This window comes from Mycobacterium europaeum (genome assembly GCF_002102155.1).
Classification (GTDB): Bacteria; Actinomycetota; Actinomycetes; order Mycobacteriales; family Mycobacteriaceae; genus Mycobacterium; species Mycobacterium europaeum.
Map to the genome: position 1 here is coordinate 39,974 of NZ_LQOU01000026.1, position 13,758 is coordinate 53,731.

Annotated in this window: 13 protein-coding genes and 2 tRNA genes; 5 read left to right on the forward strand and 10 right to left on the reverse strand. The window is 67.6% G+C overall.

Going from position 1 to position 13,758, the window contains the following annotated elements:
* The first annotated feature begins 4 nt into the window (after positions 1-4).
* Positions 5-946: an 8-oxo-(d)GTP phosphatase MutT1 gene (gene mutT1 / locus AWC03_RS13510; protein ID WP_085241011.1), complete on the forward strand. Its 942-nt coding sequence runs from the start codon at positions 5-7 to the stop codon at positions 944-946.
* Positions 947-1,015: 69 nt separating this feature from the next.
* On the opposite strand, the gene AWC03_RS13515 is transcribed toward mutT1, so the two are convergent.
* From AWC03_RS13515 to leuC, 3 genes are all read right to left on the reverse strand, one after another.
* Complete coding sequence (locus AWC03_RS13515; RefSeq protein ID WP_085241013.1) at positions 1,016-1,654, reverse strand: HU family DNA-binding protein; 639 nt, start codon at positions 1,652-1,654, stop codon at positions 1,016-1,018.
* Positions 1,655-1,866: 212 nt separating this feature from the next.
* A complete protein-coding gene (gene leuD, locus AWC03_RS13520) occupies positions 1,867-2,463 on the reverse strand; it encodes a 3-isopropylmalate dehydratase small subunit (RefSeq protein ID WP_085241178.1) in 597 nt (198 codons plus the stop codon).
* Between the two features lie 24 nt (positions 2,464-2,487).
* Positions 2,488-3,903 (reverse strand): 3-isopropylmalate dehydratase large subunit, encoded by a 1,416-nt coding sequence (gene leuC / locus AWC03_RS13525; RefSeq protein ID WP_085241014.1) that lies wholly within the window; start codon positions 3,901-3,903, stop codon positions 2,488-2,490.
* A gap of 87 nt (positions 3,904-3,990) precedes the next feature.
* Here leuC and AWC03_RS13530 point away from each other — a divergent pair, with 87 nt between their 5' ends.
* Both AWC03_RS13530 and AWC03_RS13535 read left to right on the forward strand, forming a co-directional pair.
* Positions 3,991-4,692, forward strand: a complete 702-nt coding sequence (locus AWC03_RS13530) for an IclR family transcriptional regulator (protein WP_085241016.1) — start codon at positions 3,991-3,993, stop codon at positions 4,690-4,692.
* A gap of 151 nt (positions 4,693-4,843) precedes the next feature.
* On the forward strand, positions 4,844-5,356 hold the full coding sequence (locus AWC03_RS13535; RefSeq protein WP_085241018.1) for a pyridoxamine 5'-phosphate oxidase family protein: 513 nt from the start codon (positions 4,844-4,846) through the stop codon (positions 5,354-5,356).
* A 7-nt stretch (positions 5,357-5,363) separates the two neighbouring features.
* On the opposite strand, the gene AWC03_RS13540 is transcribed toward AWC03_RS13535, so the two are convergent.
* From AWC03_RS13540 to AWC03_RS13555, 4 genes are all read right to left on the reverse strand, one after another.
* A tRNA-Glu gene (locus tag AWC03_RS13540) sits at positions 5,364-5,436 on the reverse strand.
* A 72-nt stretch (positions 5,437-5,508) separates the two neighbouring features.
* Positions 5,509-5,580, reverse strand: a tRNA-Gln gene (locus AWC03_RS13545).
* Between the two features lie 146 nt (positions 5,581-5,726).
* Positions 5,727-7,196, reverse strand: coding sequence for a glutamate--tRNA ligase (gene gltX / locus AWC03_RS13550; RefSeq protein ID WP_085241019.1), 1,470 nt, complete (start codon positions 7,194-7,196; stop codon positions 5,727-5,729).
* The gene (locus AWC03_RS13555) at positions 7,193-7,990 is read right to left on the reverse strand and encodes a fumarylacetoacetate hydrolase family protein (RefSeq protein ID WP_085241021.1); all 798 of its coding nucleotides are present in this window, start codon (positions 7,988-7,990) and stop codon (positions 7,193-7,195) included. The genes gltX and AWC03_RS13555 overlap by 4 nt, the downstream gene beginning before the upstream one ends.
* 163 nt (positions 7,991-8,153) lie before the next feature.
* Here AWC03_RS13555 and AWC03_RS13560 point away from each other — a divergent pair, with 163 nt between their 5' ends.
* The gene (locus tag AWC03_RS13560) at positions 8,154-9,470 is read left to right on the forward strand and encodes an MFS transporter (protein ID WP_085241023.1); all 1,317 of its coding nucleotides are present in this window, start codon (positions 8,154-8,156) and stop codon (positions 9,468-9,470) included.
* Here the strand turns inward: AWC03_RS13560 and AWC03_RS13565 are convergent.
* Positions 9,370-10,380 carry a 3-isopropylmalate dehydrogenase gene (locus tag AWC03_RS13565; RefSeq protein WP_085241025.1) on the reverse strand — a complete coding sequence of 337 codons (1,011 nt, stop codon included), beginning with the start codon at positions 10,378-10,380 and terminating at the stop codon, positions 9,370-9,372. The two genes, AWC03_RS13560 and AWC03_RS13565, sit on opposite strands and share 101 nt — an antisense overlap.
* The gene (gene serA / locus AWC03_RS13570; RefSeq protein ID WP_085241027.1) at positions 10,377-11,963 is read right to left on the reverse strand and encodes a phosphoglycerate dehydrogenase; all 1,587 of its coding nucleotides are present in this window, start codon (positions 11,961-11,963) and stop codon (positions 10,377-10,379) included. The genes AWC03_RS13565 and serA overlap by 4 nt, the downstream gene beginning before the upstream one ends.
* A gap of 109 nt (positions 11,964-12,072) precedes the next feature.
* On the opposite strand from serA, the gene wrbA reads away from it, so the two are divergent.
* Positions 12,073-12,675, forward strand: coding sequence for an NAD(P)H:quinone oxidoreductase (wrbA, locus tag AWC03_RS13575; RefSeq protein ID WP_085241029.1), 603 nt, complete (start codon positions 12,073-12,075; stop codon positions 12,673-12,675).
* A gap of 71 nt (positions 12,676-12,746) precedes the next feature.
* On the opposite strand, the gene ilvC is transcribed toward wrbA, so the two are convergent.
* Positions 12,747-13,748 (reverse strand): ketol-acid reductoisomerase, encoded by a 1,002-nt coding sequence (gene ilvC / locus AWC03_RS13580; protein WP_085241031.1) that lies wholly within the window; start codon positions 13,746-13,748, stop codon positions 12,747-12,749.
* Positions 13,749-13,758 lie beyond the last annotated feature (10 nt).

Consider the following 13,758-nt stretch of genomic DNA (forward strand, 5'->3'; position numbering starts at 1 on the left):
TGAGTTGCCGACCAAGAGCTCGTCCACCGCTCGGCGTCCGGGAAGCCGCATCGTGTATGCCGCCGGGGCGGTCCTGTGGCGGCCGACCGATTCGTCCAACCCCGGCCTGGAGGTCGCGGTGATCCATCGCCCCCGCTACGACGACTGGTCACTGCCCAAGGGGAAAGTCGACCCCGGCGAGACGGCGCCCGTCGCCGCGGTCCGCGAGGTGTGCGAGGAGACGGGCCAGCACGCGCTGCTGGGCAGGCGGCTGGACATGGTGAGCTACCCGATCGAGGCCGGCGTCAAGAAGGTCTACTACTGGGCGGCGCGCAGCACCGGCGGCGACTTCACCCCCGGCAACGAGGTCGACCAATTGGTGTGGGTGCCGGTGCCGGAAGCACTGAACATGCTCACCTATTCGCATGATCGAAAAATGCTGCGCCACTTCATGAAACATCCCGCTGACACGCATACCGTGCTGGTGGTCCGGCACGGCACCGCCGGCCGGAAATCGCGATTCAAAGGCGACGACACGCAGCGGCCGCTGGACAAGCGGGGACGTGCGCAAGCCGAGGCGCTGGTTCCGCAGCTGCTGGCCTTCGGCGCCACCGACGTGTACGCGGCCGATCGCCTGCGTTGCCATCAGACGGTGGAGCCGCTCGCCGCGGAATTGGGCGTCCCCGTGCACAATGAGCCCGCCCTCACCGAGGAGGCCTACGCCAAGAGCCCCAAACGCGCCCGCCACCGGATGCTGGCCATCGCCGAGCAGCAAGGGACACCGGTCATTTGCACGCAGGGCAAGGTGATCCCGGACCTGATCGCCTGGTGGTGCGCACGGGACGGGGTGAGCCCCGACAAGTCGCGCAACCACAAGGGCAGCGCCTGGGTGCTTTCACTGTCGGGCGGCCGACTGGTGGCGGCCGACCACATCGGCGGCGCGCTGGCCGCCAACGTGCGCGCATAACACGCAAATACCCTTCGGGTGCATCGCTGCCACCCGAAGGGTATTCGCGTCTAGAGTTGGGCTGCTGCCTTAACGGCGACCGCGCCGCGCGGTGGCCTTCTTGGCCGGAGCCTTGCTGGCCGGCCTCTTTGCCGCGGCCTTCTTGGCGGGAGCCTTGGTAGCGACCTTCTTCGCCGCGACCTTCTTCACCGGAGCCTTGGTCGCGGCCTTCTTGGCCGGGGCCTTGGTCACGGCCTTCTTGGCCGGGGCCTTCGTCGCCGCCTTCTTGGCCGGAGCCTTGGTCACGGCCTTCTTGGCCGGGGCCTTCTTGGCGGGCGCAGCCTTCTTCGCTGCGGCCTTCTTGGCTGGAGCCTTCTTCGCCGCGGTCTTCTTGGCCGCGCCGGTTGCCACTACACCACGCTTCACTGCAGGTCCTTCCGACGGGAGACGCTGTGCGCCAGACACAACCGCTTTGAATTGAGCACCGGGCCGGAACGCCGGGACGGAGGTCGGCTTCACCTTCACCGTCTCGCCGGTACGCGGGTTGCGGGCCACCCGGGCCGCGCGGCGCCGCTGCTCGAACACACCGAACCCCGTGATGGTGACGCTGTCGCCCTTGTGCACCGCACGCACAATGGTGTCGACGACGTTCTCGACGGCGGCGGTCGCCTGCCGACGATCGGTGTTCAATTTCTGTGTGAGCACATCAATGAGCTCTGCCTTATTCATCCAATCCCTCCGACGCTAGTTGGTCCTCGATTTGAACCGACTGAGCACACGGTAAACCCTCACCCAGCAAATTTCCAAGAGCCACGCGCAATTTCAGGGTCGGACAATCGGCGGTTTCGCAATCCGGTTGCCCCCCTTGACCGGTGGCGGCACTCGAAAATCGGCCCGGTTTAGTTAGGTGAGCGAGAAGAAATTCCGGCCTTCTCGACCGTTCAGGAGGCGGGCAGAGTGCGCGGTTTCCACTGCGGATAGGCGGCCTCGTAAGACTCGATTTTTTCGAGTTTCCGCAGCGTAAGGGCTATATCGTCGAGTCCTTCAAGGAGCCGCCAGGCCGTGTGGTCGTCAATCTTGAACGGCAACACCGTCGTTCCCGCGGTGATATTTCGATCTTGAAGATTGGCAGTGATTTCCAGTCCCGGGCTCTGCTCGATGAGCTTCCAAAGCAGTTCCACGCCGTCTTGGGAGACTTCTGCCGCCAGGAGCCCCGCCTTGCCCGCGTTGCCCCGGAAGATGTCACCGAATCGAGACGAGATGACCACCCGGAATCCGTAGTCCATGAGCGCCCACACGGCGTGCTCACGCGACGAGCCGGTGCCGAAATCAGGCCCGGCGACCAGGACCGACCCCCGGTCAAAGGGGCTGAGGTTGAGGATGAATGAGGGATCCGAGCGCCAGCTGGCGAACAGCCCGTCCTCGAAACCGGTTCGGGTGACCCGCTTCAAATACACCGCGGGAATGATCTGATCGGTGTCGACATTGGACCGCCGCAACGGCACCCCGATACCGGTGTGGGTGTGAAATGCTTCCATGGTCATCCGTTCTTCTTGATTACGTCAGTTCAAATCGGCCGGTGAGGACAATGTGCCGCGAACTGCGGTCGCGGCGGCGACGGCCGGAGACACCAAATGCGTGCGGCCGCCTTTCCCCTGGCGCCCTTCGAAGTTGCGGTTGGAGGTCGCCGCGCACCGTTCCCCCGGCGCCAGCTGGTCCGGATTCATCCCCAGGCACATCGAGCAGCCCGCCTGCCGCCATTCGGCGCCCGCGGCGGTGAAAACCTCGCCCAGCCCTTCGGCTTCGGCCTGAGCGCGCACCCGCATGGACCCCGGCACCACGAGCATCCGCAGGCCGGGGGCCAGCTTGCGGCCGCGCAGCACGTCGGCGACCACCCGCAGGTCTTCGATACGACCGTTGGTACACGAGCCCACGAACACGGTGTCGACCGCGATGTCGCGCATCGGAGTGCCCGGCCGAAGGTCCATGTAAGCCAACGCTTTCTCGGCGGCCTGTCGCTCGGCGTCGCCGGTCATCAGCTCCGGGTCGGGTACGGCCGCGGCCAGCGGCACGCCCTGCCCGGGATTGGTTCCCCACGTCACGAACGGGCTCAACGATGCGGCGTCGAGGTGGACCTCGGTATCGAAGACGGCGCCGGGGTCGGTGTGCAGCTGTTCCCAATAGCGCATGGCCGCGTCCCACAGCGCACCCTGCGGCGCGTGCGGCTTGTCGCGCAGGAATTCGTACGTGGTCGCGTCCGGGGCCACCATGCCCGCCCGGGCGCCGGCCTCGATGCTCATGTTGCAGATCGTCATCCGGCCTTCCATCGACAGCGATTCGATGGCGCTGCCGCGGTATTCGATGACGTGCCCCTGCCCGCCGCCGGTGCCGATCTTGGCGATCAACGCGAGAATGACGTCCTTGGCCGTCACGCCGGCGGGCAGGTCCCCGTCGACATTGACGGCCATCGTCTGGAATGGCCGCAGCGGCAACGTCTGGGTGGCCAGCACATGCTCGACCTCCGAGGTGCCGATGCCCATCGCCAGTGCGCCGAACGCGCCGTGCGTCGACGTGTGACTATCACCACAGACGATCGTCATTCCCGGTTGGGTGAGGCCCAATTGCGGCCCGACGACATGCACGATGCCCTGCTCGATGTCGCCCATCGGGTAGAGCCGAACACCGAATTCGGCACAGTTCCGGCGCAACGTCTCGACCTGGGTGCGCGACACCGGGTCGGCGATCGGCTTGTCGATGTCGATGGTGGGCACGTTGTGGTCCTCGGTGGCCAGCGTCAGATCGGGCCGTCGCACCGGTCGGCCGGCCAGGCGCAGTCCGTCGAAAGCCTGCGGGCTGGTGACCTCGTGCACCAGATGCAGGTCGATATAGATCAGGTCGGGAGCGTCACCGCCCCCGCTGTCCACAACGTGGTCGTCCCACACCTTTTCGGCCAGGGTGCGCGGCTTGCCGGATCCCATCTGAAATTCGCCTCGATTCGCCTCACGCGCGGCTCGCCGATCGACCATGGGCTGTGATCTCAGAATGCGAGACGCTAGTATCTCTTTGTGAGACAGCATAGCGGCATCGGCGTTCTCGACAAAGCCGTGGGCATCCTGCACACGATCGCCCAATCCCCCTGCGGGTTGGCCGAACTGTGCGAACGGACCGGATTGCCCAGGGCCACCGCGTATCGGTTGGCCGCCGCGCTCGAAGTACATCGCCTGGTGGCTCGTGACGACGAGGGGCGCTGGCGACTCGGTCCGGCCGTGACCGAGCTCGCGGCCCACGTCAACGACCCGCTGCTGGCCGCCAGCGCGGGGGTACTCCCCCTGCTTCGCGAGACCACTGGGGAGAGCGTGCAGCTGTACCGCCGCGAGGGCACCACACGGGTTTGTGTGGCGGCCCTGGAACCCGCTGCCGGCCTTCGCGATACGGTCCCGGTCGGGGCGCGCCTGCCGATGACTGCGGGCTCGGGCGCCAAGGTGCTGCTGGCTCACAGTGACGCTGCCACGCAAAAGGCGGTGCTGCCGTCGGCGAAGTTCACCGAGCGCACCCTGGCGGAAGTGCGGCGCCGCGGCTGGGCGCAAAGCGTGGCCGAGCGAGAGCCCGGGGTGGCGAGCGTGTCGGTTCCCGTGCGCGACGGCCGCGGTGCCGTCGTCGCCGCGATCTCGGTGTCGGGACCCGTCGACCGGATCGGCAGGCGTCCGGGCGCGCGCTGGGCCGCGGATCTCATTTCCGCGGCCGAAGCGCTCACCCGCCGGCTCTAGGGCCGCCGAGTGTGCATCGATGGCGTCGCGAGTGCAACTACGGCGGTGACATCGCCAAAACCCCGCCGCACACGCACACTCGAAGCCATCGGCGCACACTGAACGCCACCGGTGCACAGCCGACCTGACGCGGCCTGACAGACTGACCGCCATGGGAACCAATCAGCGCGCGAGCATCGTCATGTCCGAGGACGAGATCGCCGACTTCGTCGTGAAGAGCCGGACCGGCACGCTGGCCACCGTCGGCCCCGACGGCCAGCCGCATCTGACCGCGATGTGGTACGCCGTCGTGGACGGCGAGATCTGGCTGGAGACCAAGGCGAAGTCGCAGAAGGCGGTCAACCTCAAACGTGACCCGCGGGTGAGCTTCCTGATCGAGGACGGCGACACCTACGACACGTTGCGCGGAGTGTCGTTCGAAGGCGTCGCGGAGATCATCGACGATCCCGACGTCTCGCACCGGGTGGGCGTCAGCGTGTTCGAGCGCTACACCGGCCCGTACAGCGACGAGATGAAGCCCTTCGTCGAGCAGATGATGAACAAGCGCGTCTGCGTGCGCATCGTCGCCCGGCGCGCCCGCTCGTGGGACCATCGCAAACTCGGATTGCCGGCCATGCCGGTGGGCGGGTCGACGGCACCAGCCGTGCTGGGGACCGGTCAGTAGTTGTTTGTAGCCCCGATGGGATTCGAACCCACGCTACCGCCGTGAGAGGGCGGCGTCCTAGGCCGCTAGACGACGGGGCCAGACACGATCCGGAGTGCCAGCATAGCTCACACTCGAAAGCCCACCTAATCGCTTGAGGTGGTGCGGTTTTGCTGGGGTACCAGGACTCGAACCTAGAATGGCTGAACCAGAATCAGCTGTGTTGCCAATTACACCATACCCCATCGGCTGCCTAAAACCGCTGGTCAACGCTCATCCGGAGCCATATCACGCTGCCCGGAAGACCGCCGCTGCCAGCCGTTGTCGGCTTTGTGAGCCGCAGTGCAGACTACCAAAGACTCGGCACACAATCCGCACGCGAGGTCCTCGCCTATCCGCCGACCGATTCCCGCGCGGCGCGCAACCGCAGCAGGCTGCGGTCACGGCCCAGCAACTCCAGTGATTCGAACAACGGCGGGCTGATTGTCGTTCCCGTGGCGGCAACCCTGATCGGACCGAACGCCTTGCGTGGTTTGAGGCCCAACTTTTCGATGAGCGCCGCCTTGAGCGCGGACTCGATCTGGGCCGTGGTCCAGTCCGTCGCGCCCTCGAGCGCGGCCAGCGCGGCGTCGAGTACCGCGGCCGCGTCCGCGCCGAGTTCCTTGGCGGCGGCCTTGGGGTCGATGGCGTATTCGTCGTCGTTGAGGAACTTCAGCAGGTCCCACGCGTCGGCGAGCACGACGATGCGGGTCTGCACCAGGTCGGCGGCGGTGGCGAACGCGGCGTCATCCAACCCGAGCCGACGGCCGTGGGCGTCGAAGTAGTCGCGCAGCCGGCCCGCGAAGTCCGCCGGCTCCAACATTCGGATGTGCTCGGCGTTGAGCGCGTCGGCCTTCTTCTGGTCGAACCGCGCCGGGTTGGAGTTGACGTCGACGACGTCGAAGGCGGCCACCATCTCGTCGAGGCTGAACAGATCGTGGTCGTCGGCGATGGCCCAACCCAGCAGCGCCAGATAATTGAGCAACCCTTCGGGGATGAACCCCCGGTCGCGGTGGGCGAACAGATTCGACTGCGGGTCGCGCTTGGAGAGCTTCTTGGTGCCCTCCCCCAATACCGTTGGCAGATGGGCGAACTCCGGGACGCGCTCGGCGATGCCGATCCGGATCAGCGACCGGTACAGCGCGAGCTGGCGCGGCGTCGAGGGCAGCAGGTCCTCGCCGCGCAGCACGTGGGTGATCTTCATCAGCGCGTCGTCGCACGGGTTGACCAAGGTGTACAACGGATCTCCGTTGGCGCGGGTCAGCGCGAAGTCCGGCACGCTGCCCGCGGCGAAGGTCGTGGTTCCGCGCACCAGGTCGTCCCAGGCGAGGTCCTCGTCGGGCATCCGCAGCCGCACCACCGGCTTGCGCCCCTCGGCCAGGAACGCGGCGCGCTGGGCATCGGTCAAATGCCGGTCGAAGTTGTCGTACCCCAGTTTGGGATTGCGGCCCGCCGCGATGTGGCGCGCCTCAACCTCTTCCGGGGTCGAGAACGCATAGTAGGCCTCGCCCGCTTCGAGCAGCTTGGCCACCACGTCGCGGTAGATCTCCTTGCGCTGCGATTGCCGGTAGGGGCCGTAGGGTCCGCCCACTTCGGGGCCTTCGTCCCAGTCGAGGCCGAGCCAGCGCAGCGCGTCGAGCAGGGCCAGATAGCTTTCCTCGCTGTCGCGTTCGGCGTCGGTGTCCTCGATGCGGAAGACGAAGGTGCCGCCGGTGTGCCGGGCGTAGGCCCAGTTGAACAGCGCGGTGCGGACCATGCCGACGTGCGGGGTGCCCGTGGGAGACGGGCAGAACCTGACCCGGACCTTCGTGGCGGCGGTCACGGCTTTCCCTTACGGACCACGGGATTGGTGAGGGTTCCGATCCCTTCGATGGTGATGGAGACGGTGTCGCCATGCTCGATCGGGCCGACTCCTGCGGGCGTTCCGGTGAGGATGAGGTCGCCGGGGAGCAGGGTCATCACGGCCGAGATCCATTCGACGATGGCGCCGACGTCGTGGATCATCAGCGAGGTCCGGCTGTGTTGCTTCACTTCGCCGTTGACCTCGGTTCGTATCTCGAGATCCGCCGGGTCGACGTCGGTGACGATCCACGGCCCCACCGGGCAGAAGGTGTCGTGCCCTTTGGCGCGGGTCCATTGACCGTCGGACTTCTGTTGGTCGCGGGCGGACACGTCGTTGCCGATGGTGTAACCGAGGATGCTGCCGGCGGCCTCCGCGGCGGTGACGTCCTTGCAGGGCCGCCCGATGACCGCGGCCAGCTCCCCCTCGAAATGCACCGGTGATGCGTTGGCGGGCAGCCGAATCGGCACGTTCGGGCCGACGATGGCCGTGTTGGGCTTGAGGAAGATGATCGGATCCGGCGCCGCCGGGCCGGTGAGTTCGGCCATTTCCGCGATGTGATCGGTGTAGTTCTTGCCGACGCAGACCACCTTGCTCGCCAGTATCGGAGCCAGCAGCCGCACATCGGCCAGCGGCCACGACCGGCCGGTGAAGTTCGGCGTGCCGAAGGGATGCTCGGCGATCTCGCGGGCGACCATCGCGGCGGGATCGGCGAGTTCGCCCTCGATGCTGACGAAGGCGACACCGTCCGGGCTGGCGATTCGACCAAGGCGCATTTCGTTGAGCCTAGTGAGGGTCGCGATCGCGGCGTTGGCCGGGCGCGGCGGGCCGTCACGACGAACCTTGTGATGGGCGCCCTGCCCCCGTGGCCGGTCATCGCAACGGGAAGGGCGGCGCGAGGATTACCAGCGGTTTCCGGTGCGTGTGCGAGCATGAGGAATGCACACGGGGCCGGCCACCGCGCGTGAGCTGGGTGCGGGCGCGCGCTGGTCCATCGTGGTGGTATCGCTGGTCGCCACGGCCAGTTCCTTCCTGTTCATCAACGGCGTCGCGTTCCTGATCCCCTCGCTCCAGGCGGCGCGCGGGATCCCGCTCGCGGAAGCCGGTCTGTTGTCCTCGATGCCCAGCTGGGGCATGGTGGTCACGCTGGTGGCGTGGGGGTACGTGCTGGACCGGGTGGGCGAGCGGGAAGTCATGGCAGCGGGTTTGGCGCTCACCGCGGTGGCGGCATACGCCGCGGCATCGACGCATTCGATGATGCTGATGGCCGTCTATTTGTTTCTCGGGGGCATGGCCGCGGCCAGCTGCAACACCGCCGGTGGGCGGCTGGTGTCGGCGTGGTTCCCCCCGCAGCAACGTGGCCTGGCCATGGGTGTCCGCCAAACCGCGCAGCCCCTCGGAATAGCCCTGGGAGCGCTGGTGATTCCCGAGCTGGCCGAACACGGGCCGAGCGCGGGGCTGAAATTCGCGGCCATGGCGTGCGCGTTGGGAGCGGTGGCGAGTGCGGTCGGCGTCATCGACCCGCCCCGCAAGCCGCGGGAGACGGCCAGCGACACCGAACTCGCCAGCCCCTACCGAGGGTCGTTGGCACTGTGGCGAATTCACACGGTGGCCGGGCTGTTGATGGTTCCGCAGACGGTGACCGTCACCTTCATGCTGGTGTGGCTGATCAGGAACCTGCACTGGTCGGTGGCGGCGGCCGGTAGCCTGGTCACCCTGTCACAGTTGCTCGGCGCGATCGGCCGGGTCCTGGTGGGCCGCTGGTCCGACCGCGTCGGCTCTCGAATGCGACCGGTCCGGATCATCGCGGCGGCGGCCGCCCTCACCCTTTTCCTCCTGGCCTGGGCCGACTTTCTGAATTCGAGTTACCAGGCGCCCCTGATGGTCGCGATCTCGGTGATCGCCGTGCTCGACAACGGTTTGGAGGCCACGGCCATCACCGAATACGCCGGCCCCTTCTGGAGCGGGCGGGCGCTGGGCATTCAGAACACCACCCAGCGGGCGTTGGCGGCCGCCGCGCCGCCGGTGTTCGGTGCCTTGATCACCGCCGCGAAATATCCGAACGCGTGGATACTGTGTGGGCTGTTCCCGGCGGTCGCGGTACCGCTGGTGCCGGCGCGGCTGCTGCCGCCGGGCTTAGAAACCAGGGCAGCAACTACAGCCCGGCGGCAATCCTTTCGCCGACTGCGCTGGTGGCGAGCCGTTCGTTCCCACGAGTCGCCAGATAGGCCTCGACGGCCCGGTCCACCCGACTAGCGGCGTCGTCCTCGCCGAGATGGGCGAGCAGCAGCGCCACCGACATGATCGCCGCGGTCGGATCGGCGATGCCCTGACCGGCGATGTCGGGCGCGCTGCCGTGCACCGGCTCGAACATCGACGGGTTGGTCCGCGTGGCATCGATGTTTCCGCTGGCGGCCAAGCCAATTCCGCCGCACACCGCCGCCGCCAAGTCGGTGATGATGTCGCCGAACAGGTTGTCGGTGACGATCACGTCGAAGCGTCCGGGGTCGGTGACCATGAAGATGGTGGCGGCGTCGACGTGTTGGTACGCCACCTCGACATCGGGGTAGTCCGCCCCGACCTCGGCCACGATCCGCGACCACAACTTCCCGGCGAAGGTCAGCACGTTGGTCTTGTGCACCAGCGTCAGGTGTTTGCGCCGGCGCTGGGCGCGCTCGAAGGCGTCGGCCACCACGCGGCGCACGCCGAAGGCGGTGTTCAGGCTCACCTCGGTCGCCACCTCGTGAGACGTCCCGGTGCGGATCGCGCCGCCGGTACCGGTGTACGGGCCTTCGGTGCCCTCGCGGACCACCACGAAATCGATGTGCGGGTTGCCCGCCAACGGGCTGCTCACGCCGGGATACAGCCGGCCCGGCCGCAGGTTGACGTGATGATCCAGCTCAAAACGCAGGCGCAGCAACAGACCCCGCTCGAGCACGCCGCTGGGCACCGACGGGTCGCCGATCGCCCCGAGCAGGATGGCGTCGTGCTGGCGCAGTTCGACGAGCACCGATTCCGGCAGCAGCTCACCGCTGGCGTGAAAACGCCGCGCGCCCAGGTCGTAATCCGTCTTCTCCACGCCGGGCAGCACCGCATCGAGGACCTTGAGCGCCTCGGCCGTCACTTCCGGCCCGATACCGTCGCCGCCGATAACCGCCAGTTTCACGACAGATCGACCACCTCGAGCTTGTTGGCGCCCACCGCGGCACCGATCGCCGAGCGGACCTCACGCGGCACGTCCTGATCCAGCCGCAGCAGGATGGTCGCTCCGGGACCCTCGGCGTCCTCGGAGAGCTGGGCGGCATGGATGTTCACGCCCGCCGAACCGAGCAGGGTGCCGATCTTGCCCAGCGCCCCGGGGGCATCGACGTAGTTGATCACCAGGTTGGTGCCCTGGGCCCGCAGATCGAAGTTGCGGCCGTTGATCTGCACGATCTTCTCCGCCAGCTGCGGGCCGGACAGCGTGCCGGCCACGTTGACGGCGGCGCCGTCGGAGGTGACGGCGCGCACGTCGACGACGCTGCGGTGGTTCGGGCTCTCCGAGGCCGTGGTGAGCTCGGCGGTGACGCCGCGCTCTTCGGCCAGCGCGGGCGCGTTGACGAAAGTGACCGGGCCCTCGACCACCGCCGAGAACAGCCCGCGCAGGGCCGAAAGCTTCAGCACCTCAACGTCTTCGGAGGCCAGCTCGCCGCGCACCTGCACCGACACCGAGACCGGCGGACCGTCGGATAGCGACGCGGCCAGCACCCCGAGCTTGCGCACCAGGTCCAGCCAGGGCGCCACCTCTTCGTTGACCACACCGCCGCCGACGTTGACCGCGTCGGGAACGAATTCGCCCGCCAGAGCGAGTTTCACGCTCTCCGCGACGTCGGTGCCTGCCCGGTCCTGCGCCTCGGCGGTGGAAGCACCCAGATGCGGTGTGGCCACCACCTGCGGCAGCTCGAACAGGGGGCTGTCGGTGCACGGCTCCTTCGCGAAGACGTCGATGCCGGCCGCGCGGACGTGTCCGCTGCTGACCGCTTCGGCCAACGCGGCCTCGTCGATCAGGCCGCCGCGGGCGGCATTGACGATGATGACACCCGGTTTGGTCTTCGCCAGCGCCTCTTTGCCGATCAGGCCCGCCGTCTCAGGCGTCTTCGGCAGGTGCACCGAGATGAAGTCGGCGCGGGCGAGCAGGTCGTCGAGGGACAGCAGTTCGATGCCCAGCTGCGCGGCCCGGGCCGGCGAGACGTAGGGGTCGTAGGCGACGAGATGGGTGCCGAAGGCCGTCAGCCGCTGCGCGACCAACTGCCCGATCCGGCCCAGCCCCACCACGCCGACCGTCTTGCCGAAAACCTCGGTGCCATTGAACGACGACCGCTTCCAGGTGTGCTCGCGCAGCGAGGCATCGGCGGCCGGGATCTGCCGGGCGGCGGCCAGGAGCAGCGCCAGCGCGTGCTCGGCGGCGCTGTGAATGTTGGAGGTCGGGGCGTTGACCACCAGGACGCCGCGCTCGGTCGCGGCCGCCACGTCGACGTTGTCCAGCCCGACCCCGGCACGGGCGACGATCTTCAGCTTGGGGGCGGCCGCCAGCACCTCGGCGTCGACCGTGGTGGCCGAGCGGACCAGCAGCGCGTCGGCTTCCGGCACCGCGGCCAGCAGCTTCTCCCGGTCGGGCCCGTCTACCCAGCGCACCTCGACCTGGTCTCCCAGGGCGGCGACGGTCGATTGGGCGAGTTTGTCGGCGATCAATACAACAGGCAGATTCACCCGGCCAGCCTATCGGCTGGCTTTGGCGGGCATTGACGGGCTCGCCACTGCCGTAACCTGCGCCGACGCGTGCTTGGGGCGGGGTCCGTCGCGGCCCTACGATGCGCTCGTGACCAAACTCGCGATCATCTACTACTCGGCCACCGGCCATGGCACCGCGATGGCGCGACGCGTCGCCGCCGCGGCCGAGTCCGCGGGCGCGCAGGTCCGCCTGCGGCACGTCGCCGAAACCCGCGACCCGGAATCGTTCGCCCAGAACCCGGCGTGGACGGCGAATTACGAAGCGACCAAGGACCTTCCGGCGGCCTCGGGTGAGGACATCGTCTGGGCCGACGCGGTGATCTTCGGTTCACCGACTCGCTTCGGCTCCCCCGCCGCGCAACTGCGCGCCTTCCTCGACTCGCTGGGCGGGCTGTGGGCCGAGGGCAAGCTCGCGGACAAGGTGTACGCGGCGTTCACGTCGTCCAACACCCTGCACGGCGGCCAGGAGACCACGCTGCTGTCGCTCTACATCACGCTGATGCATTTCGGCGGCATCATCGTGCCGCCGGGATACACCGACCCGTGCAAGTTCGTCGACGGCAATCCGTACGGGGTGAGCCTGGTCTCCACCCACGACAACATCCACAAGTTCGACGAGGCGACCGGCAAAGCCCTGGATCACCTGGCCCGGCGGGTGGTCGTCACGGCCGGCCGCCTCGCAGGACCCTAACCGCCGAACGTGCACTCACGGCGACAAAATCGCGAAAAATTCGCCCTCAGTGCACGTTCGGCGCCAGAAACTTACGCCGTCTCGGTGATCGGCCGGTCGACCCAGCTCATCAGGTCACGCAGCTTCTTGCCGGTCACCTCGATGGGGTGCTCGGCGTTCTCCTTGCGCAGTTGCTCCAGCTGCTTGTTGCCGCCCTCGACGTTGGCGACCAGCTTCTTGACGAATTCGCCGTTCTGGATGTCGCGCAGGATCTCCCGCATCCGCTCTTTGGTGCCGGCGTCGATCACGCGCGGTCCCGACAGATACCCGCCGAACTCCGCGGTGTCGGACACCGAGTAGTTCATCCGGGCGATGCCGCCCTCGTACATCAGGTCGACGATCAGCTTGAGTTCGTGCAGCACCTCGAAGTACGCCATCTCCGGCGGGTAGCCGGCCTCCACCATCACGTCGAAACCGGCCTTCACCAATTCCTCTGTGCCGCCGCACAACACGGCCTGCTCACCGAACAGGTCGGTCTCGGTCTCGTCCTTGAAGGTGGTCTTGATGACGCCGGCGCGGGTGCCTCCGATGGCCTTGGCGTAGGACAGCGCCAGCGCCTCACCCTTGCCGGTCGGGTCCTGGTCCACAGCGATCAGGCAGGGCACACCCTTGCCGTCGACGAACTGGCGGCGCACCAGGTGGCCGGGCCCCTTCGGGGCGACCATCGCGACGGTGACATCGGCCGGCGGCTTGATCAGGCCGAAATGGATGTTGAGCCCGTGCCCGAAGAACAGTGCGTCGCCGGGCTTGAGGTTGGGCTCGATGTCGCTGGCGAAGATGTCCGCCTGCGCGGTGTCGGGCGCCAGCAACATGATCACGTCGGCCCACTTGGCCACCTCGGCGGGGGTGTCGACCTCCAGACCCTGCTCTTCGACCTTGGCCCGGGACTTCGAACCCTCCTTCAGACCGACGCGCACCTGCACACCCGAGTCGCGCAGGCTCAGCGAGTGCGCGTGACCCTGGCTGCCGTAACCGATCACGCCGACCTTGCGGCCCTGGATGATCGTCAGGTCTGCGTCGTCGTCGTAGAACATTTCTAGTGCC